Below are 20,126 nucleotides of genomic sequence, written 5' to 3' on the forward strand. Positions count from 1 at the left end.
CTCACTATTCATATGTAGTGTAACTTTATCCTATACAACTAAAACTGTCAATAAAATTACTCTACAAAAGTAAGTTTTTCACTAGCTGATCTGTGGTTGGGTTATTTGAATATCTTCAGTGCATTTTCTAAGTCATCAATCAAATCTTTACTACTTTCGATCCCAATGGAGATCCGTAAAAGATCCGGCGTCAATCCATAAGATTCTCGTACCTCTTGAGGAATATCTGCGTGGGTCTGTGTCGTTGGATACGTGATGAGACTTTCCACACCACCCAGGCTTTCCGCAAAGGTAAAGACCTTTAATGCCGCTAAGAAGCCGCTGATTTTGGTTTCATCAAGCACCCGAATACTGATCATCGCCCCTGCATTTGGGTACAGCACCTCTTTGACCGCCGGATGGGCTCGTAAAAAGCGGCCAACTTCCTTGGCGTTGGCTTCCTGTCGTTCAAAGCGCAACGGCAGCGTCTTTAAACTTCGGATAAATAACCACGTATCAAAGCTGCTCAAGGTCGGGCCTGAAGTATTGGCTAAATAATTCAAGCGCTCCCCTACTTGCGCATCTTTGGCGATCACGACGCCAGCCAAAATATCATTGTGACCTGATAAGAACTTGGTGCCTGAATGGATCACTAGATCCGCGCCTTCTTCTAAGGGCAGCTGTCGTAATGGCGTCAAAAAGGTATTATCTACGATCAGCAGCGCCCCATGGTCGTGAGCAAGCTTGGCGGTTTCAGCAATATCCGTCACGGTCATCAAAGGATTCGTTGGGGTCTCTAAAAAGACAGCCGTTACCTCGTCAGTTAATTTTTCACTTAATTCTGTTACAGTGCTGAAGGTATCGAAGAATGCCCGTTGGCTTTTTTCCAATTCTGCAAAATAGCGAAAGCTGCCGCCATACAAATCACGAGAAACCAAAAAGCGACTCCCGCTGGTAAATAAGTCAAAAATCAAAGCGATCGCACTCATGCCAGAGCTGGTCACTACTGCCCGAGCTCCTTTTTCTAATTCAGCAAGACCTGCTTCTAAGATATCACGGGTCGGGTTTTTGGTACGGGTATAATCATAGCCAGTACTTTGCCCTAACTCGGGATGAGCAAAGGTCGTGGAAAGATAGATCGGTGGGCTGATCGCCCCAGTTTGCTGATCCGAATGATTGCCTAATTGTGCCAGAAAAGTTGCTGTATCAATCGTCATGTCGTTCCTCCTTTTTGATTGCCTCGATCATGCGATCAAGGGCTTCTTGAATGATCGTCGGTGTTGTCGCAAGATTCAGACGAATCAAGCCCTGACCGTCTTGTGAAAACCATTCCCCATAGTCGACTGCCAGACCGGCAGTATCTTGGATCACGTGCTTGGTTCGTTCTTTGGCAATGACTTGCCGCAGATCCACCCAGAGAAGATAGGTTCCTTCTAATGGCAGGACCTCAATTTTGGGAAATGCTTCTTGCAGTTGCTGGCGGACCATTTGTTCGTTGGCAGCAATCACCAAAAGCAGGTCCGCTAGCCATTGATCCCCCGATTCATACGCGGCTTTCGCAGCCACCAATCCCAAACGATTGACTTCCGTCTGCTTGTATTGTCGGCACCACTCCTCATAGGCTCTACGCATCTCTAAATCAGGAATCCAAACATGAGAGAGCAATAATCCTGCTAAGTTGAAAGTTTTTGAGGGCGAATCCAGAACGATCAGCTTCTCAAAGCCGAACCCCTGTGCCACTGTCACGGCTGAAACAAATTGCTGCTCACCGAGTATCAGCTCACGATGGATCTCATCGGCGATCACGACAACCTCATGTTTTTGGCAAATGGCCAATAACTGATGCAATTCTTTCTCTTGCCAGACCCGCCCTACTGGATTGTGGGGGGAGCAGAGAATAAATAGTTTCACTTTTTCTTCAATGATTTTGGCTTCAAAAGCAACAAAATCGATTTGATAAGAATTCCCCACCTTTTGCAAGGGTGCTTCTATCAAGCGCCTTTTCGTCTCTTTGATGCTGTCAAAAAAGGGATAATAGACGGGTGGCTGGATCAAGATGCCATCGTCTGGTTCTGTGAAACAATGAAGCAAATCAACCAAAGATTGGACGACCCCTGTGGAAAACGAGAGCCATTTTTCTTCGAATTTCGTCCCCCAGTGGCGATCTTGCCAAGCTTGATAGGCTAAAAAATAGCCTGAGGGGGGAATCGCATAGCCAAAGGTTCCTTGAGCAACCAGTTGCTGCAAGGCTTCTTCCACTGCCTTTGGCGCAGCAAAATCCATATCAGCTACCCATAAAGGCAAAAGCTTTTCTCCTTGGAACCGTTGATCCACAAGATCCCATTTTAAAGAATCAGTGCCTTTTCGCTGTCTAGCATAGTGGGAGAGAAAATGCTCAATCGTCATTGATACTCACCCGACCTTCTGGCTCACTGCCAATTCGGTATCCTTCTTTCGTCGGCGTGACGGACAGGTCATACGGCGTTCGCAAATAGGTTTCATTGATCCAATTGCTGAAAAACAAAGAGGCATGTCCCCGCCAACGGTTGGTAATCTTTCCGCCTAAACGGTCATAGGCAAAGTAATTTTTGGGCAATGCGGTAGCTAAGCCCCGTTCCATGTCTCGCAAGTACTCTTCATTCAAGGTCGTTGTGTGGTATTCAAAATGCCCTAGCAAGAAGGCATTTTTATGATCTTCTGATACGAAGATGGAAGGCCCTGTTTCAACACCCGCTGCCAATATTTCTAAAGGCGCTTGGGCGAGCTGGCCTTCATCGATGCCAGTATAGCGCGAATGGGGCGTATAAAAGACGTCGTCAAAACCGCGAACGAGCGGATGAAAATGCGTGACTGCTTGTTCGAAGACGCCGAACAACTTGCTTGGGTACAACACTTTGTCGATACCATAATGGTAATAAAGACCAGCTTGTGCCCCCCAACAAATATGCAGGACTGAAGTGCAATTCGTCTGGCTCCAATCCATGATCTCTTGCAGTTCTTGCCAATAATCAATGGCTTCAAAGGCCATTTTTTCAACAGGGGCACCAGTGATGATCAAGCCGTCGAATCGTTGGGACTGGATCACTGAGAATTCTTGATAGAACTTTTCCATGTGATCGACAGACGTGTTTTTACTTTCGTGGTACTTCATTTTCAGTAAAGTTACTTCAATTTGCAGCGGACTTTGGGAAAGCAGGCGCAGCAATTGATTTTCTGTGGCGATCTTTTTCGGCATTAGATTGACGATTGCGATCTTCAAGGGACGAATCTCTTGTTTCGCCGCTTTATGCTGCAGTAAGGCAAAGACATTTTCTTTTTGCAGGACCGCTGCAGCGGGTAGTTCTTTGGGAATAATGATCGGCATTGCTTCAACTCCTTACAGATAAATTTCTTGTTGAAAAGAAGGCGAATAGTTTCGGCTGTGAGAAACAAAAAAAGCCGCCCTTTTATCCTTACGGATAAAAGGGACGACTTGATGCGCGTTACCACCCTAATTCGTGCTATTCTCACAAATAACACCTCAACAGTACACTATGATACTTGGCGCTGTAACGGGCGCATGCCGTTTTGCTGGCGTGAACCAACAAAAAAACTCAGAGCTCATCTTCACTGATCACCGCATGTCTCCTTTTTCACCAACCGGAGTCTCTGTACCTTTGTTGATCTGCTACTCTTCTCTTCAACGTTATCGATTTCTTTGTTTAATTTTAAAAAATTATAATTGTTTTTTCATTTACTGTCAACGGCAAGTTAGGGGTTTTTCTTAGATTTCTTCTAAATATAAGTATTGCTGACCCATTTTTTCATAGATCGCTGCTAAGTCTTCTTTGCTGACTTCACGATCCTTATGTCCATAAGGGTCGTTGACATACATCGTCTCCCCATCGATGCCTGTGATCACCACCGAATGGATCAATGCCGTCACAAGGATTTCGCCATTTTGGGTATTCCATTGAAAGAAATCCGCATCGGTAGGTACTTGTAATTCTAACGTCGCAATCATCCAAACTGGTTTCCCAGATTGAAGTACTTTGACGATCTCATCAAAGCTTTTGTCTCGTCCACTAACAACTTCGTATTGCTCTTTTACAATCCTTTCGGCGACATCGGTGATCGGTTCTACGTCAACCCCCATCGCGCTATCACCGTCATAGATGTTTCCAACAAAGCCTTCTCGCGGATCTCCATGGTGATAATAATCCTCATAAAGCGGGACATACGCTAATTGATTTTTATTGGTATCAAATCCGTAAAAATTCAAGAGCATCGATAAAGCCGTTACCTCACAGCCATTCCCTAACGCCACTTCATCGAATTGATTTTCTAACGGAACATCCAATTGAATAACCTCACTGTATTCAGGCTCTGGTGTTTGTTCTTCATCCGAAAGTGCTAGTGTCAATTCATCCTCTATCTTTTCAAAGGGGGACTGCCCGTTCTTACTGTCATAAAAAATCAGCAGAAAGAAGAGCATCAAGACGAACATACCTAAAAGTAACCGTTTTAACTTTTTCTTCTTCATCTACTTCCTCCTCTTGTATATTATAACTTATTTCTGTTTATTATTTCACTATAATAAACTTTTTAGGAAGGAGTATTTTCTTAATCTAAACACAAAAAAATAGACCCGTTTAGGCAGCGGGTCTATTCAAACTGGCGCTTATGCCGCTTTCTTCTGTTTCTGAATAAAGCGTCCTTTTGCTTTTGAAAACGAACGAATATCAAATTGTTTGCTTAAGGCACCTGCAACAAAATAAGCCAAATTGAAATCGATCAAGCTATGGATCAAACCGCCGATCCCCATCAAAACGAACAAGAAATAGTAGAAATTACCATCGAATGCGGTCCCTGGTACATTTCCTGTGAAGTAAAAGGCGGCAACGACTGCCATTTCTACGGCAGAATGGATCAATCCGATAATCAAGTTAAAGCTCTGAAATTTGATATTCAATAAAGAGGGTTTGCCATTTTTCAGTAAAATATCTGGGTGCTTCTGTAAATAAAAGGCACCGATGACGGCAAAAACAACATGGGACAATGCCCGTAAAGCAATGATTGGTGGCAGTGTTAAGAAAAAGCCAAAGGTCGTTCCTAAAGCTACCGCGATCGCCATCGCAGGTGAAAAGAACATCGCCACAAAGACGGGCACATGGCTAGCTAAGGTAAAAGATGCTGGTCCGATGACGATTTTGGGCATTACCATGGGAATGACGATCCCCATGCCGATCAACAATGCAGCGATCGTTAAATGGCGAATGGAATGATTTTTCATTTATACTCTCTCCTTCAATGTGTCATGACAGTTCTGTCTTGCTTATTCTACTGGTATTTCCACGAGGTGTCAAGACACAAAAAACGAATGTTTATTCAACATCCGTTTTTATTGAAGTTATCCTTTACGCGCTTGCATTTCATTGCTTAATTTGGCAAATTCCGCTAACGACAGCGTTTCTCCACGTCGTTTCGGATCGATCCCACTTGCTTCTAAGCTGTCTGCCAACCACTGTTTGGTTGTTTCATCTTTTCCATAGCTATTTTGCAAATTGTTCCAAAGGGTTTTACGACGCAGCTGAAAGGCTGCTTTCGTTAATTTGAAAAACTCTTTTTCATCGGTGACTGCGACTGCTGGTTGTGATCGACGCGTCAATTTCAAAATAGCCGAATCAACATTCGGTTGGGGCACAAAAACGGTTTTCGGGACGATGAATGCCAGTTTTGCTTCCATGTAGTATTGCACAGCGATCGACAACGAGCCATAGGCTTTAGTCCCGGGAACTGCTGAGATTCGATCTGCCACTTCTTTTTGCATCATCACGACCATTTCATCTACTTTTACCTGAGACTCTAAAAAGTGCATCATAATTGGCGTAGTGATGTAGTAGGGCAAATTTGCGACAACTTTTAATGAAGCAGCCGTATCGCTGAATGCTGACTGAATGGTCGTTGCCAGATCTGCTTGCAAGACATCTTGATGAATGATTTTCACATTTTGATATGGCTGCATTGTGTCGGCTAACACTGGGATCAACCGATCATCAATTTCAAACGCCAACACTTGCTTGGCATGTTTTGCCAACTGTTCGGTCAGCGCACCGATTCCAGGACCAACCTCAATGACGTTTGTCGTCTCGTCGATGCCTGCAGTTTCTACGATTTTCCGTAAAATATTCGGTTCTGTTAAGAAGTTTTGCCCTAAACTTTTTTTAAAGGTAAAGCCATGTTTCGCTAAAATCTCTTTGGTTCTTGAGGGGGTTGCTATATCCCGTTCTTCCTTCACAATTCTTCCTCCACTATTTTCATTGCTTCTGCCAATTCTGCATCGGTGATACGAAACATTGCCAGCCGCTTCTCTAATTGTTTGCCGTTCGTATAGCCGATGCGTAAAAGATCCCCCAACCGCTCTCGTTTCTCTTTCGCTCCAGCCCCTGCGATCAAGCCATACGCTAACAACTGTTGCCGATCAATGGTCCCCTCATTGACTTCATTTGAAGCAATCGGGGTTACGACTTTTCGCAAGGCTTCTTTCAACGCTTCATGGCTGGCGTGTTCCACGCCTAAACTGCCCTTGCTTTTCGGTGCTGCCTGACTGCGCGGTAAAAAGGCATGCTTGGCATCAGGAACGACTTCCATAATGATTTTGCGGATCTTTTCTCCCGAAAAATCGGGATCGGTAAACACGATGACCCCTCGTGTCTCTTGGGCGTGCTCGATTTGATCAAGGATCGTGTCATCGATCGCCGAACCGATCGTCTCGATGGTATCTACATCGAACACTTCTTGCAATCGGCGGGTGTCGTCTTTGCCTTCGACGACAATGATTTCTTCGATTTTCGGTTTACTAGTCATTGATCCTAAACAAGCGATGGGCATTTTTTGTCGTGTAGGCCGCAACATCAGCCACCGCTTCTTGCCGCAGCTCCGCGATTTTATCCACTACATAATGAGTATAGCCCGGTTCATTGCGCTTGCCACGATAAGGAACAGGGGCTAAATACGGCGCGTCAGTCTCAACGAGCAGCCGATCTTGTGGCACGACTTGCGCAGCTTCTTGTACCTCCTTCGCCTTTTTGAAGGTCACGACACCACTAAAGGAAATATACATTCCTAGGTCCAAGAACTTTTTCGCCCATTCGCCGTCCCCACTAAAGCTGTGCATGATGCCGCCGATCGTTTGGACTTTTTCATCCTTTAAAATCGCATAGGTATCTTCTAAGGCTTCACGGGTATGAATACTGATGGGCAGCTGATGTTCACGGGCGATCGCCATTTGCCGACGAAAGACCTTTTCTTGAACTTCCTTCGGATCCTCCATCCAGTGATAGTCTAAACCGATTTCACCTAGGGCAACGACTTTTGGTTGTTCCAAGCGCTCTTGCAAATAGGTTTCCACTTGTGGGGTATAAGAACCAGCTTCGGTTGGGTGCCAACCGATAATACTGTAAATGCCAGGATATTCTTTGCTTAATGCTAACGATTTTTCAATCGTTGGCTGATCGAAACCGACGACCGCCATCTCCGTTACTCCTAGTTCTTGCGCACGGGCGACCGTTTCGGGAATGTCTTCGTTAAACTGTTCTGCATTCAAATGTGTATGAGAATCAAAAATCATGAAATCTCCTCCTTAGTCCTTCTATACTCTAGCATATTTTGACGGTTTAAGAAACGAATCCTCTTCGCTTTTTTCAGCAGTTTAAGAAAACTTTCAGCAAGCAAAAAAAATCCGCCCAAAGTTGGAGGACGCCGAAGCTGATTTTCTCTATACTGAGGGTAACGAAATCGTATGGAGGTGGAAATATGGAACGATCAAAAATTGATCCCGGCCGCTTTTTTTCTGGCCAAAAAGCAGCCACGAAAGGCACGTTAAAACATCAATATCATTACTATCGGCAGCAAAATGCCCATCAAGCATTCAACAGCGATTTTCAGCGAAATTTCCAGCATGATTTCCCGAATTTTGCTACCTGGCTAAAATTGCAGCAGCAGACACCACAAAAGAATCAAACAGCGACTTTTTCTCACTGGTTATTGGTTGGTTTCTTCGGACTTTTGACAGCAGCAAGTTTTTCGCAACAGCTCTTATTCCTACTTTTTGTCTTTGTCTTAGCCGCTCTCGTCAAAGGACCTGGCATGATCGTATGGGGCATCGTGTATTCCTTCTTAGTTAGTCTGTTCCCGCCATTGGGTATCGTTCTTTCTGGCTTATTTTTCTTACTGACCCTGCGTCAATTAACCAAAAACGTCACTTTCGTTTTGACTGCATTGTACTTTTACGGCTATCCCTTTATCATCACAGCCCTCCAACACTTTACGAATTGGGACCCTCAATGGCTGTGGGTCGGCAGTATCGGTTTTGCCTTGATCAGTGGCCATTTTGTCTTAAAGCAAAACTATCCCTTTGCTTCAAGTAAAAGTCTCGCATGGGCGATCATCTCCGTCCCTTATGATTGTGTCATGGCTTTGATCCCCGTCAAACACAAAGCACGCTTTAAACGTTTGGTGAAAATCAAATAATTACGATCTAGGATACAAAAGTCGGCTATTACAGCCTCTTTTGTATCTTTTTTTCATGGAAGAAACAAACGAAATACGATGGATATTTTTTGTTATTTTTGCTTTCGCATGATTGCTTTTTTTGTAAGAATCTACTATGCTAGAAACTAGCAAATCAAAAAAGGAGCCACGCCATGTACACCCTCATTCTTATTGCATTCCTCCTTACGGGCTTGCTAGTTTACTCCTTTATTATTGAACCGCATCTTCTCAAACAACGGCACTACCTCATAAAAAAAGACAAGCGCACCGTCTTAGATATTTCAAAGGCTTACGATCTTTATCAAGCAGAAAGCAATCTCGTGATCGCCCATATCAGCGACCTTCATTTTTCTCGTTGGTACAAACCACGGCGAATGAATCGCATCATTCGATCAACGATCCAAAACAAGCCGGATCTGATCATCATCACGGGGGATCTGATCGATAATTATAAAAAATGGCCGCATCGTTCAACCAAGCGACTGATCGAAAAGCTGAAAAAATTGCAAGCGCCTCTGGGTAAGATCGCAGTTATGGGGAACCATGACCATTTGAATGACGGGCATTACTTTGTTAAGGAAATATACCAGCATGCAGGGTTTACCTTACTTGATAATGAGTCGGTTTTTGGTTCTGATGACAAGACGTCGATGAATATTGTCGGTATCGATATAGAAAGTCCGAAAGTCAGTTTTACCTATGAAGCAACCTTAGCAGAATGGCAGCTGCTTTTGCTCCATGAACCCGATTATGTTTCTCGGATCACCAATCTGCCAAACTTCGACTTGATTCTTTCTGGCCATAGCCATGGCGGGCAGATTCGCATGCCTTTTTATTATGCGAAAACCAAGGGCGCGTTGAAATATACCGATGGGCTCTACCTTTTAGGCAATGAGACCTTATTAAGTGTTTCCAGCGGGGTTGGTATGACCAAGATTCCCGCCCGACTCGGTGTCCCACCTGAGATCCTTTATTACCATTTAGAACCGCAACAGCAATTGAACGTTTCTTAACTGTTCATCGGTGCAATTGGGAAAAAATCAGCGACTCGTTTCAGCAAACGTTCGATTCGCTGATTTTCTTTTTTCGCCTACCGTGTTAAAATATACTAAATAAACACTTTTCAACAATTAGGAGGAACCAAAAAATGCTCATCTCGGGAACGCTTTGGTTTTTGATCGCCTTCTTCGCTTATACAGCCTATGTATACGGTCAGGGGTTGTACTTTCCTGTCATCGCTTTTCTTGCTGCTTTGATGGGCTGCGGATTTTATCTCTTTGCCTTTCTCCAGCACAAAAATACGACGAAAAAACATCCTTAGCCAGAACGAGCTAAGGATGTTTTTTGCATTATTGATTCAAGCCTTGATAAATCGTATCGAGATTCCACTTCATCATGTTATAGTAGCTGTCGCCTTCTTCTCCCGGCTCTGCAATCGAATCGGTAAAGACGGTTCCGAATATCGGAATACCTGCATCACGAGAAACACTTTGCATCGGACGAGTATTGACGCTGCTTTCGACAAACAAGGAAGCGACGGCTGAATTTTGCAGCTGATCCACTAAGTTCTTGATTTGCGCAGGGGTTCCTTCTTCTTCGGTATTGATTTCCCAGATATAGGCAGACGGTACACCGTAGGCTTTGGAGAAGTATTTGAAGGCTCCCTCACTGGTGACGATCAATTTCTTCTCTTCGGGAATCGATTGGAAGTTTTCCTTCGCTTGCTGATCCAGTTCTTCTAATGAAGCCAAGTAGCGTTCAAGGTTTTCTTCATAGAAAGAGCGATTGTCAGGGTCCTTTTCGCTCAAGCGTTGAGCAATGTTGCGGGCATAGATCATACCGTTTTCTAGATTTAACCAGGCATGAGGATCGGCTTTGCTGTGGTCTTCATCGTCAGAAAGATAAAGCACATCCACGCCATCACTGACGGCAAAGTAATCTTCATTTTCTACCTTATTGGCATTGTTCATCAATTTGGTAAACCAGCCATTGCCGCCAGTTTCTAGATTCAAGCCGTTGTAAAGGATAAGATCGGCATCGGTCGCTTTTCGAACATCTTCCACTAAAGGTTCATATTCATGGGGATCACGCCCCACTGGTACGATACTGTGAAGATCGATTCGATCACCGGCAATGTTTTCCGTAATATCAGCAATGATCGAATTGGTCGCTACTACTGAAAGTTTCCCTTCTGTTTGGGCCATCTGTCCGTTTTGCTGTGCCAAAAAGAAGCCACCAGCTACAGCTGCCGTTGCTAAAACCGCTGTCGCTGACCAGCGTTTGACTGGACTGGTCTTTTGTTTTGGTGAGAACAAAAAACCGATCACGAAAAAGGCTCCTGCGGTCAAAACGATACTTGATCCTGCGGCAATATTAAAGCTGTACCCGATAAACAAGCCAATAAATGAGGCGAAACCACCTAAAACCCCTGCGATGACCATCATATGCTTCAATTGTTTTGTATAAAGATAAGCTGTTGCTGCTGGAGTGACTAACAGAGCCACGATCAAGATCGTTCCGACGCTTTGCATCGCTGTCACTGAAACCAAAGTCAACAAGAACATCAATAAATAGTGATAGGCTTGCACTTTCATCCCAAAGGCCTTTGCCATCATCGGATCAAAAGACGTGATCAACAGTGGACGGAAGAAGAGGATGATCACTGCCAGCACAAGGATAGCGATAGCGATCGTCAGCCATTTGTCGCTGTCTTGCACCGCTAGCACATTCCCAAACAAAATGTGAAACAAATCAGTCGAACTATTTGCTACTCCAATCAAGATAACCCCTAAAGCTAGAAACGAACTAAAGGTGATACCGATCGCCGTATCGCTTTTGATCAAGCTGTTATTGGCGATATAGGTAATGATCATGGAAGCCAAGATCCCAAAGAAGATCGCCCCGACAAAAAAATGAACGCCGAAGATATAAGACAAGGCTACCCCTGGTAAGACCGCATGAGAGATTGCATCCCCCATCAAGGACATCCCTCGTAAGATAATAAAACAACCGATCACCCCTGCGACGATCCCGATCGCGACTGCCGTGATCAAGGCATTTTGCAAGAAATGATAGTTACTTAAACTCGTAAAAAAGCTTGTCAACATGTTAAACGCCTCCTTTCACGATGATCGCATCGCCAAATGTTTGCTTCAAATTGCTCTCGGTAAAGACTTCACTGACTGGTCCCGCAGCGATCAGGGTTTGATTGAGCAGAACCAAGTAATCAAAGTATTCGGTGATTTTCCCCAGATCATGGTGAATGATAAAAATCGTCTTGCCAGCATCTCGCAAGTTACGCAACAGGCCGACGATGATCGCTTCACTGGTGGCATCGATCCCTACAAAGGGCTCATCGAGGAAAATATAGTTGGCATCTTGCACCAACGTTCGAGCAATCAAGACCCGCTGAAACTGCCCGCCGGACAATTCCCCAATCTGACGTTCCGCAAAGGATTCCATTTCTACCGCTGCCAGAGCGGCTGTCACTTTCTGCCAATCGTTTGCCGACATCCTTTGGAACATGCCCATCTTAGGATACAACCCTAAAGATACGACTTCTTTGACTGTGATCGGAAACGTGTAATCAACCGCGGTCTTTTGTTCGACATAGGCAATTTCCTTTTGAAAGTCTTTTAACGCTTTTTTGTCGACACTCATGTTCCCACTGGAAGGGATCAATTTCAACGCCGCTTTAATCAGCGTCGACTTCCCCGCCCCATTTGGACCAATGATCCCTACGATCGACGGTTTTTCTACTTGAAACGACAAATCCGAGATCACTTGATGATCGCCATCATAGGCTGCGGATATTTCTGAAAAAGTAATCATTATTTTCACTCCATTTCCATAGTTAAGGATAGTTTATTTATTTTTTAGGTAGACCTAACTTATTTTTATTATACAAGAAAGGATTTGTTTTGCAAGACAGTTCTCTTGATTTTTTTAAGAAACACCGCAGTTTCTTGGCAATGACTCTTGAAAACTAAGATTCTATCTTTATTTATTGAGTAAAAGTTGGTGCCCACAAACACGGATGCCATCAATTTCTCTCTATCTTTTGAGCGCAAAGCATTCGATTTATTCTTAATAAAAGAGATCATTCCTCGGCACCTCAGTGACGTACGTTTTTTCAATAACAGAAGAGAGGCGAATCAAAGCCTCTTCGCTTTCTCCCTTCATGATGAATACCAAACAAATCAAAGAATCAATAATTCTTCTATTTCCACAAATTCACGAATTCACTCTTTTTTATGATGACCAAGAAACCCTTTCATCTCGACTAAAACGCTTTATAAATTAAACTTTTCTAATTATTATGTGATTTTTCGAACAAAAGCTAAAAATAACATGACAACTATGTTAGTCTTTGATTTGGAAAAAGTTTTAGGAGGAATAAAAACAATGAAGAAAATTTTCCAAACACTATTAGTCCTAACCTCGTTAGCAACTTTGAGTGCTTGTGGCGCTGATTCACAAACAAGCAGCAGCTCAAGTACTGGTTCATCTGCTAATGAAGAAACAGATGCAACTTCTGCTGCATCTGGTCAAGAATACACAGACCCTAGCGAACTTGCAGACAGCTACGATGTCGTGATCGTCGGTGCAGGTGGCGCTGGAATGGCCGCTGCGATCCAAGCAAAAGAAGCTGGCGCAAACCCAGTTATTTTAGAAAAAATGCCAATTTCTGGTGGGAATACATTGAAATCTTCTGCAGGAATGAACGCTTCAGAAACCAAATTCCAAGAAGCAGAAGGCATCGAAGATTCAAACGATTTATTTTATGAAGAAACATTAGCTGGTGGTCACAACACCAATGATGAAGAATTGTTGCGCTACTTTGTGGATCATTCAGCAGAAGCAATCGATTGGTTAGATTCCATGGGTATCACTTTAGACAACTTAACAACGACTGGCGGGATGAGTGAAAAAAGGACGCACCGTCCATCGGATGGTTCTGCTGTTGGGGAATACTTAGTTGATGGCTTGATGCGCAACATCCATGAATTGGAAATCCCAATTTTTGTGAATGCCGATGTCAAAGAAATCAATGAAGAAGATGGTCAAGTCAACGGGGTGACCGTTGAAGTAGAAGGAACCGAACAAACCATTGATGCCAAAGCAGTTGTCGTTACAACAGGCGGTTTCGGTGCCAATTTCGACATGATCACCGAATACAAACCAGAATTGGCAGACTACGTGACAACGAACCAAGAGGGTTCGACTGGTGATGGGATCAAAATGATCGAAGCATTAGGTGGACAAACGGTTGATTTAGAGCAAATCCAAATCCACCCAACAGTGGATCAGTCTAAATCACTGTTGATCACTGAAGCTGTCCGTGGAGAAGGCGCGATCTTGGTCAATCAAGAAGGCGAACGGTTCTTCAATGAAATGGAAACACGAGACAAAGTCTCAGAAGCGATCATTGCCCTACCTGAAAAATCAGCAACGTTAGTTTTTGATGCAGGTGTCAAAGAACGCGTGACAGCCATTGATTTTTACGAGCAACAAGGGTTAGTCAAATCCGCTGACACGATCGAAGAATTAGCAAAAGAATTGGACATGCCAGAAGCAGCGCTTGCTGAAACGATCGCTACGTGGAACAGCAGTGTAGCTGCTGGTGAAGACGAAGCCTTTGGACGCAGCACAGCAATGGACAACGATTTGTCAACAGGACCTTACTATGCCATTGCCATCGCACCTGGTATCCACCACACGATGGGCGGCGTGAAGATCAACACCAACACAGAAGTGATCGCTACGGATAACGAGATCATTCCAGGTCTTTTTGCAGCCGGTGAAGTAACTGGTGGGTTGCATGGTGAAAACCGAATTGGCGGTAATGCCGTTGCCGATATCATCATCTTCGGACGCCAAGCAGGAACAAAAGCTGCCGAATTTGCGCAAGAAAATTAAAACACTCTCTATAAAAAAGAAGTACTTACGTTTTTTTTCATCAACGTAAGTACTTCTTTTTTCATATAATTGACACAATAGTCTTTATTGATCTGGTGCTGTCACTTTGATAATCTGCACCTCATAAGGCGCCAACTGAAGCTTTTGGTTTGTCGTTTTTCCAGTAAGCAAATCGATTCCTGAAGTTGCTACCTCTACTTCTTGATTTTCTTCGGAAAAATTCATCACAAAATAATAGGTAGTCGGAGTAAGCTGCTCTTGCTGACTTTCTCTACTTTGGATCGACACGTTCGTTGAACCTTGACGGACCCACTCATTTTGTATGCGAAGCTGTTGTGTTACTTCTTGATAGAAGTCTTCCAAAAAGGCTTGATCCGTCCGTCCCCCAAGATAGTAGGCACTTCCTTCACCATAAACATTTACGGTCACTGCAGCTTGACCTTGATAAAAATCAGCACCGTAGACCCCTAACGTTTGGGCAGTGTTTGTTTGAACAACACTACAATAATCATGAATTTGGTACTGCTGCTCCTTCATTAAAAGCAGATTTTTTTGTTTCGGATATAACGTATCGATTTCTTTCACAGACACACCAAACAGTTCTTCTAACTCTTGGGGCCAGCCCCCTAAATAGGTCAAGTCCGTTTCATTCACGATCCCCGTCAAATAAGTGGAAACCAGCGTCCCGCCATTGTTCGTATACTGTTGAAACTTTTTCATAGTTTCTTTTGGTAAAAGGTAAAGCATCGGAGCGATGATCAATTGGTAAGAGTTAAAGTCATGGTCTTTCGTGATGACATCAACCGCGATGTCATGATCCCAAAAATAGCGATAATGCTCTTGCAACGTTTGTGGGTAGCGTTTGCTCTCCAAACCAAAACCTTGCGCATCATTGAGCGCCCAATTGTTATCCCAATCATAGATGATCGCCACTTTGGCTTTTTTGTGCAATCCTTTGACTTCTTTGATTTCTTCTAAGGCTTTTCCCACTTCTGCTACATCTTGAAAAACACGATTCTGTTCGTCGTTGTCATGGTCCACGACGGCCCCATGGAACTTCTCAGATGAGCCTCGAGATTTTCGCCATTGGAAATAAAGATTACTATCTGAACCGTGAGCAATAAATTGCATAGAAGACAACAGATGCATCCCGGGGCGTTTCGTGCGATTGACTGGATGCCAATTCACACCACTAGGGGTTGATTCCATGATCAAAAAGGGTTGCTTTTTCAAGCTACGGTACTGATCATTGATAAACCCAACCTTACTTGCCAAATCAGCGGTCGTTCCCCAATCATTATGCCAAGCAGGATAACAATCCCAACTAATGACATCTACATGCTGGGCAAATTTTCCATAATCAAGGCTATAAAAGGGAATCAAATCTCGGGTATCTGCCATGAAATTCGTTGTGATCGGTACATCTGGAGACAAACGACGAATGTCTTTGATCTCATGTTCATAGAAATCAATGGTCTGATCGGTCACAAAACGATGCCAGTCTAGATTTAGTCCATGAACTTGCATTTCGCCGATCGGTGAAGGAGATTCGATTTGCGACCAATCGGTGATCGTATGGCTCCAGAAAGGTCCCCACCAGGCCTCATTCAAGGCTGCTAATGTTTGGTACTTCTGCTTGACCCACTGACGAAAGTTTTCTTGGCAAATGGGACAATGACAATCTCCAGAATACTCATTGGAAATATGCCACATCAATAGTGCTGGGTGATCGTGGTAGCGTTCAGCTAATTTCCGATTGATGATCGCCACTTTCTCACGATAGATTGGTGAAGAAAAGCAGTGATTGTGACGCCCGCCGTGTAACATTTTTTCCCGTTTTTCATTGGTTCGTAGAACTTCAGGGTATGCTTTAGACAACCAGGCAGGACGCGCGCCGCTTGGCGTCGCTAAAATGACGTTGCTGTTTCGTTCGGCTAGCTCATCCATGATTTTGTCTAACCATTCAAATTGAAACACCCCTTCTGCTGGCTCTAAGGCACTCCAAGCAAAAATACCAAGGGAAAATGTATTAGCATGAGCTTTTTCCATTAGTTCTAAATCTTTAGCTAAGATCTCGGGATAATTTAGCCACTGGTCAGGATTATAATCCCCACCATGTAAAAAGCGTTCTTCTAAGTTATATCTTGTCATCTTCTCTTCCTATCCTTTTGTGCCACCAGCGGTCAAACCGGAGACAAAATGTTTTTGTAATGCAATAAAGACGAGCGCGATCGGAATACTGATCAAAATAGCCCCTGCCGCAAAAGTTGTATAGCTGGCTCCCATTTTATCCGTGACTAATTTGTATAACCCGATGGGTAATGTATAGTACTCAGGATTACGTAAAATCACAGAAGACAGGGCAAAGTCTCCAAGTGGTCCAGTAAAGCCATTCATGGCAACGACTGCCAGCATGGGTCGTGATAAAGGAATCAAAATTTGCCAGAATATTCGCGTATTGCTTGCGCCATCTATCTTGGCACTCTCGTCTAAATCTAACGGGATCGAGTCAAAATACCCTTTCAATAAGTACGTGTTCATGGGAATCTGGCCCCCAACGTAAATCAAGATCAGCAACCAATGGCTATTGATCAAGCCGAGCATTTGCGCCAATACAAAAATTGCGATCAAGGCAGAGAACTGCGGGATCATTTGTAGTAGTAAGAACAGCATCAACCCATTTTTACGGCCTGTAAAACGAAATCGTGAAAAGGAATACGCCGTCATGGAGACAAAAATCAGTGACAAGAACATGGTGCATACACTGATTTTTAATGAATTCAAATACCATTGACTATAATAAAGCGAGTTGTCACCAGCAAACAATTTCGTGTAGTGACTTAATGTCGGACTCGTCGGAATCAAACTCGTACTTACTAAACTGTTCCCAGGATTAAAACTAGCACCGATCGTCCAAAGTAAAGGGTAGACGATCACTACTACCGTAAAAATCAGTACGAGATACGTCAAGGATAGGCGGACAAATTTTTGTTTCTTCATACTTGCTGCCTTCATATCTTATCCAACCTCCTTGAATGAATTTGTTCGGCGGAATTGCCATAAAGCAATCGCGATCACGACGATCGATAAGAGAATCGTCAACGCTGCTGCCAGTGCATATTGACTATTTTGCATCGTTAGCTTATAGATCCACGAAACCAAAATATCGGTACCACCAGCGGTCGAACCAGGAACTGCTGGTCCACCAGAATTAAACAGATAAATGATATTGAAATTGTTGAAGTTAAACGTATATTGCGTAATCAAAATCGGTGCCATTGCATAAAGCAATAATGGCAATGTGATTCGGCGGAATTTTTGTAAAGCTGAAGCACCATCGATGGTCGCCGCCTCATACAAATCATCAGGAATGGATTGCAGCGTTCCTGTAGTCACGATAAAAATATACGGAAAGCCTAGCCAGCCTTGAATCAGTAGCAAAGCTAAGCGGGTCCAATTCGCACTCGTTAGCCAAGGAATCGGTGAAATCTGGAAGAAATTCAAAATCGAATGATTGATCGCACCAAAGGAATCATTGAACATTCCTGAAAACACCAAAATCGTAACAAATCCCGGAACTGCCCATGGGAGGATCAAAATCGTTCGAAAGAACTTTTTGAGTCGTAATTCTTTTTGATGCACCAGCACCGCTAAAAATATTCCGATAGAAACTTGTAACGTTGAGGCGATCAAGGTCCAGATAACTGTCCAGCCCAGAACATTGAAGAAGGTACTACGCCAAATATCGACAGTAAAAATCTTCTTAAAGGTCTCTAATCCCACCCAATCTGCTAAATTGGCAGGTGCAGAATGATACAGATCATAGTTCGTAAAAGCTAACGCGATACTAAAGAGAATCGGAAAAATAACAGAAAACACGAGTAAGAAAAATGCTGGGCTACTCATTAAATAAGGATAGCCTTCTCTTAATAGTGCCTGGTAGCTTTCACGGATAGAGTTGACTGGTAGCTCATTGTCTCTTAATTCACCGTTTTTATAGGCATCACGGATGTTTAAATAATAGAACAACAGACCAAAACCGATGACGATCAAGGCAACTAATCCTTCTGCTAATAAAAAGATGGAATTGTCTCTCGGCACTTCCACGCCTAATGTCACGATGCCCCAAAGTCCCATATTAAATAAATCTTTAAAGACGACAAGATACATAGCAAAAAAGAAGAAAAATAAAGCGCCTTTGATTTTTTGCCGATTATAAAATTGACCGAATCCTGGTATGATCGAGAATAGCATTGCTCGTTTTGCATACGACTGCGTGTTTTTCACATTTTCGCCCCCTGTAAGAAAAAGCCGCTGACAAACGTTTCGTTCGGCCTTACTTGATTCCTAGTGATGAATGACCTCCGAAACGTTTGTCCTTGAGACGACTTTCTAGTTTTGAATTGCCGCAATGGCTGATTTGATCTGTTCGACTGCTTGTGATAAAGCTGTTTTCGGTTCAGCCTTTCCAGTAGCAATGGTTTGCAATGCGGCATCCATTGGTTCCCATACTGAATTCATTTCAGTGATCCCAGGCGTTAGTTCTGCGTGTTGGGACTGAGCGGCAATGGCTGCAGCACTTTCACTTTCTTGAACTGCTGGATCATCTGCCAATGAAGCAACCGCTGGTACTTCCTGTGTTTTTTCATAACGAACTTTTGAATTTTCCTCATTGCTGATAAATTTGACGAACGCTTCAGCTAATTCAGGGTTTTGGGAATAGCTACTTACGTTGTAGCTTTTGACACCGATAAAGGAACCCATATGTTCACCATTGCCTAATAATGGCAATTCTTTCACACCATAGTCGATGCCCGCTTCTTTATAAGGAGACAAGTTCCATGGTCCCGAGATGACAGCGGCAGCTTTTCCTTCCGTAAATAAAGAGTCCAACACATTGATTCCTTGTTCACCGACCAATCCCGATGGAAAAACACCTGCATCATAAAACTGTTGGATATAGTCTGCCCCTTCGATCGCGCCTTCATTAGCTAATCCAATATCTTCAGGGTCATAGGATCCATCGGCATTCTCGCCAAAAACATAACCGCCATAACCGCTCAATACACCTTGTGCGTAATAAATTTGATCCCATAATGCCAGTAACCCATAACTGTCAGCACCTAAAACAGACTTGGAATACTCCAGCCACTCATCCGTTGTCTGTGGCAAGTCATCTTCGGAAATTAGTTCTTTGTTATAATACAAAATTTGTGTTTCAACCGCTTTTGGTAAGCCGTAGACTTTGCCGTCAACGATTTGCGATTGCATTGCTGATTCTGTATACAGCTCTTGTAGCGTTTGATCGACTGTTAATTCTTTCAACAAACCTTCGGTAACGGCTGTACCGATTTGATCGCCAGGAATCGTGATGACATCCGCACCTGTACCAGCGGGTCCATCCAATCGTAAATCTTCGATCTGTCCACCATAGGCTTTTTCGACCACTTTGATCGTCACATCGTGTTCTTCTTCAAATTGTTTGACTGCCTCTTCAATCCCAACTGATTTTGCTTGGTCTTCCCAGACCAATAGATCATAGTCCTTATTGCTGCCACTATTTGCTGCAGTACTATCTGTCCCTTCACTTTGTGGACCGCAAGCACCTAATCCTAAAGCTGCTACACTTAAAAAAAGAACTCGAGACATTTTTTTCATCATCATTTCTCCACCTTTTCTTTATTTTGCAAACGCTA

Annotated in this window: 18 protein-coding genes; 4 read left to right on the forward strand and 14 right to left on the reverse strand. The window is 43.5% G+C overall.

Annotated elements, in window-relative coordinates; genetic code table 11:
- Nucleotides 1-101: 101 nt before the first annotated feature.
- The 8 genes from IGJ05_RS05800 to IGJ05_RS05835 all read right to left on the reverse strand — a co-directional run bounded on the left by IGJ05_RS05800 (nt 102) and on the right by IGJ05_RS05835 (nt 7,588).
- Nucleotides 102-1,196, reverse strand: coding sequence for an aminotransferase class I/II-fold pyridoxal phosphate-dependent enzyme (locus IGJ05_RS05800; RefSeq protein WP_016608218.1), 1,095 nt, complete (start codon nt 1,194-1,196; stop codon nt 102-104).
- Complete coding sequence (locus tag IGJ05_RS05805; RefSeq protein ID WP_118214825.1) at nt 1,186-2,385, reverse strand: MalY/PatB family protein; 1,200 nt, start codon at nt 2,383-2,385, stop codon at nt 1,186-1,188. The genes IGJ05_RS05800 and IGJ05_RS05805 overlap by 11 nt, the downstream gene beginning before the upstream one ends.
- Nucleotides 2,375-3,343, reverse strand: a complete 969-nt coding sequence (locus IGJ05_RS05810) for a homoserine O-succinyltransferase (RefSeq protein ID WP_010747802.1) — start codon at nt 3,341-3,343, stop codon at nt 2,375-2,377. Before IGJ05_RS05810 ends, IGJ05_RS05805 begins: the two co-directional genes overlap by 11 nt.
- A gap of 399 nt (nt 3,344-3,742) precedes the next feature.
- Nucleotides 3,743-4,501 carry a C39 family peptidase gene (locus tag IGJ05_RS05815; protein WP_266166461.1) on the reverse strand — a complete coding sequence of 253 codons (759 nt, stop codon included), beginning with the start codon at nt 4,499-4,501 and terminating at the stop codon, nt 3,743-3,745.
- Between the two features lie 138 nt (nt 4,502-4,639).
- Nucleotides 4,640-5,251 (reverse strand): hypothetical protein, encoded by a 612-nt coding sequence (locus tag IGJ05_RS05820; RefSeq protein WP_005225537.1) that lies wholly within the window; start codon nt 5,249-5,251, stop codon nt 4,640-4,642.
- A 117-nt stretch (nt 5,252-5,368) separates the two neighbouring features.
- The gene (rsmA, locus tag IGJ05_RS05825) at nt 5,369-6,256 is read right to left on the reverse strand and encodes a 16S rRNA (adenine(1518)-N(6)/adenine(1519)-N(6))-dimethyltransferase RsmA (RefSeq protein WP_005225536.1); all 888 of its coding nucleotides are present in this window, start codon (nt 6,254-6,256) and stop codon (nt 5,369-5,371) included.
- Nucleotides 6,253-6,825 (reverse strand): ribonuclease M5, encoded by a 573-nt coding sequence (rnmV, locus tag IGJ05_RS05830; protein ID WP_034695433.1) that lies wholly within the window; start codon nt 6,823-6,825, stop codon nt 6,253-6,255. Before rnmV ends, rsmA begins: the two co-directional genes overlap by 4 nt.
- Nucleotides 6,818-7,588: a TatD family hydrolase gene (locus IGJ05_RS05835; RefSeq protein ID WP_010747799.1), complete on the reverse strand. Its 771-nt coding sequence runs from the start codon at nt 7,586-7,588 to the stop codon at nt 6,818-6,820. Before IGJ05_RS05835 ends, rnmV begins: the two co-directional genes overlap by 8 nt.
- 185 nt (nt 7,589-7,773) lie before the next feature.
- On the opposite strand from IGJ05_RS05835, the gene IGJ05_RS05840 reads away from it, so the two are divergent.
- The 3 genes from IGJ05_RS05840 (at nt 7,774) to IGJ05_RS05850 (ending at nt 9,832) form a co-directional block, all read left to right on the forward strand.
- Nucleotides 7,774-8,490, forward strand: coding sequence for a hypothetical protein (locus IGJ05_RS05840; protein ID WP_010747798.1), 717 nt, complete (start codon nt 7,774-7,776; stop codon nt 8,488-8,490).
- Nucleotides 8,491-8,663: 173 nt separating this feature from the next.
- Nucleotides 8,664-9,524, forward strand: coding sequence for a metallophosphoesterase (locus tag IGJ05_RS05845; protein ID WP_266166462.1), 861 nt, complete (start codon nt 8,664-8,666; stop codon nt 9,522-9,524).
- Nucleotides 9,525-9,658: 134 nt separating this feature from the next.
- Nucleotides 9,659-9,832 carry a hypothetical protein gene (locus IGJ05_RS05850; protein WP_010747796.1) on the forward strand — a complete coding sequence of 58 codons (174 nt, stop codon included), beginning with the start codon at nt 9,659-9,661 and terminating at the stop codon, nt 9,830-9,832.
- A gap of 28 nt (nt 9,833-9,860) precedes the next feature.
- On the opposite strand, the gene IGJ05_RS05855 is transcribed toward IGJ05_RS05850, so the two are convergent.
- A complete protein-coding gene (locus IGJ05_RS05855) occupies nt 9,861-11,618 on the reverse strand; it encodes a metal ABC transporter permease subunit (RefSeq protein ID WP_005225531.1) in 1,758 nt (585 codons plus the stop codon).
- A gap of 1 nt (nt 11,619) precedes the next feature.
- Entirely contained in the window at nt 11,620-12,342 is a 723-nt protein-coding gene (locus IGJ05_RS05860) for a metal ABC transporter ATP-binding protein (protein ID WP_266166463.1), read from the reverse strand.
- Between the two features lie 573 nt (nt 12,343-12,915).
- On the opposite strand from IGJ05_RS05860, the gene IGJ05_RS05865 reads away from it, so the two are divergent.
- Nucleotides 12,916-14,430 (forward strand): flavocytochrome c, encoded by a 1,515-nt coding sequence (locus tag IGJ05_RS05865; protein ID WP_010747793.1) that lies wholly within the window; start codon nt 12,916-12,918, stop codon nt 14,428-14,430.
- Nucleotides 14,431-14,514: 84 nt separating this feature from the next.
- Here IGJ05_RS05865 and IGJ05_RS05870 read toward each other — a convergent pair whose 3' ends face one another.
- The 4 genes from IGJ05_RS05870 to IGJ05_RS05885 form a co-directional block, all read right to left on the reverse strand.
- Nucleotides 14,515-16,581, reverse strand: a complete 2,067-nt coding sequence (locus IGJ05_RS05870) for a beta-galactosidase (RefSeq protein WP_249850504.1) — start codon at nt 16,579-16,581, stop codon at nt 14,515-14,517.
- Between the two features lie 9 nt (nt 16,582-16,590).
- Nucleotides 16,591-17,445 carry a sugar ABC transporter permease gene (locus tag IGJ05_RS05875; RefSeq protein WP_010747791.1) on the reverse strand — a complete coding sequence of 285 codons (855 nt, stop codon included), beginning with the start codon at nt 17,443-17,445 and terminating at the stop codon, nt 16,591-16,593.
- Between the two features lie 3 nt (nt 17,446-17,448).
- Entirely contained in the window at nt 17,449-18,684 is a 1,236-nt protein-coding gene (locus IGJ05_RS05880; protein WP_016608233.1) for a carbohydrate ABC transporter permease, read from the reverse strand.
- A gap of 138 nt (nt 18,685-18,822) precedes the next feature.
- A complete protein-coding gene (locus tag IGJ05_RS05885) occupies nt 18,823-20,094 on the reverse strand; it encodes an extracellular solute-binding protein (RefSeq protein WP_194185461.1) in 1,272 nt (423 codons plus the stop codon).
- Nucleotides 20,095-20,126 lie beyond the last annotated feature (32 nt).

It is taken from the genome of Enterococcus sp. AZ167, from assembly GCF_051714025.1.
Taxonomy (GTDB): Bacteria; Bacillota; Bacilli; order Lactobacillales; family Enterococcaceae; genus Enterococcus_D; species Enterococcus_D casseliflavus.

Excerpts from the sequence above, each read along its gene's own strand:
- IGJ05_RS05800 (WP_016608218.1), bottom strand. The coding sequence starts at position 1,196 with ATGACGATTGATACAGCAACTTTTCTGGCACAATTAGGCAATCATTCG.
- IGJ05_RS05805 (WP_118214825.1), bottom strand. The coding sequence starts at position 2,385 with ATGACGATTGAGCATTTTCTCTCCCACTATGCTAGACAGCGAAAAGGC.
- IGJ05_RS05810 (WP_010747802.1), bottom strand. The coding sequence starts at position 3,343 with ATGCCGATCATTATTCCCAAAGAACTACCCGCTGCAGCGGTCCTGCAA.
- IGJ05_RS05815 (WP_266166461.1), bottom strand. The coding sequence starts at position 4,501 with ATGAAGAAGAAAAAGTTAAAACGGTTACTTTTAGGTATGTTCGTCTTG.
- IGJ05_RS05820 (WP_005225537.1), bottom strand. The coding sequence starts at position 5,251 with ATGAAAAATCATTCCATTCGCCATTTAACGATCGCTGCATTGTTGATC.
- rnmV (WP_034695433.1), bottom strand. The coding sequence starts at position 6,825 with ATGACTAGTAAACCGAAAATCGAAGAAATCATTGTCGTCGAAGGCAAA.
- IGJ05_RS05835 (WP_010747799.1), bottom strand. The coding sequence starts at position 7,588 with ATGATTTTTGATTCTCATACACATTTGAATGCAGAACAGTTTAACGAA.
- IGJ05_RS05840 (WP_010747798.1), top strand. The coding sequence starts at position 7,774 with ATGGAACGATCAAAAATTGATCCCGGCCGCTTTTTTTCTGGCCAAAAA.
- IGJ05_RS05845 (WP_266166462.1), top strand. The coding sequence starts at position 8,664 with ATGTACACCCTCATTCTTATTGCATTCCTCCTTACGGGCTTGCTAGTT.
- IGJ05_RS05850 (WP_010747796.1), top strand. The coding sequence starts at position 9,659 with ATGCTCATCTCGGGAACGCTTTGGTTTTTGATCGCCTTCTTCGCTTAT.
- IGJ05_RS05855 (WP_005225531.1), bottom strand. The coding sequence starts at position 11,618 with ATGTTGACAAGCTTTTTTACGAGTTTAAGTAACTATCATTTCTTGCAA.
- IGJ05_RS05860 (WP_266166463.1), bottom strand. The coding sequence starts at position 12,342 with ATGATTACTTTTTCAGAAATATCCGCAGCCTATGATGGCGATCATCAA.
- IGJ05_RS05865 (WP_010747793.1), top strand. The coding sequence starts at position 12,916 with ATGAAGAAAATTTTCCAAACACTATTAGTCCTAACCTCGTTAGCAACT.
- IGJ05_RS05870 (WP_249850504.1), bottom strand. The coding sequence starts at position 16,581 with ATGACAAGATATAACTTAGAAGAACGCTTTTTACATGGTGGGGATTAT.
- IGJ05_RS05875 (WP_010747791.1), bottom strand. The coding sequence starts at position 17,445 with ATGAAGGCAGCAAGTATGAAGAAACAAAAATTTGTCCGCCTATCCTTG.
- IGJ05_RS05880 (WP_016608233.1), bottom strand. The coding sequence starts at position 18,684 with ATGCTATTCTCGATCATACCAGGATTCGGTCAATTTTATAATCGGCAA.
- IGJ05_RS05885 (WP_194185461.1), bottom strand. The coding sequence starts at position 20,094 with ATGATGATGAAAAAAATGTCTCGAGTTCTTTTTTTAAGTGTAGCAGCT.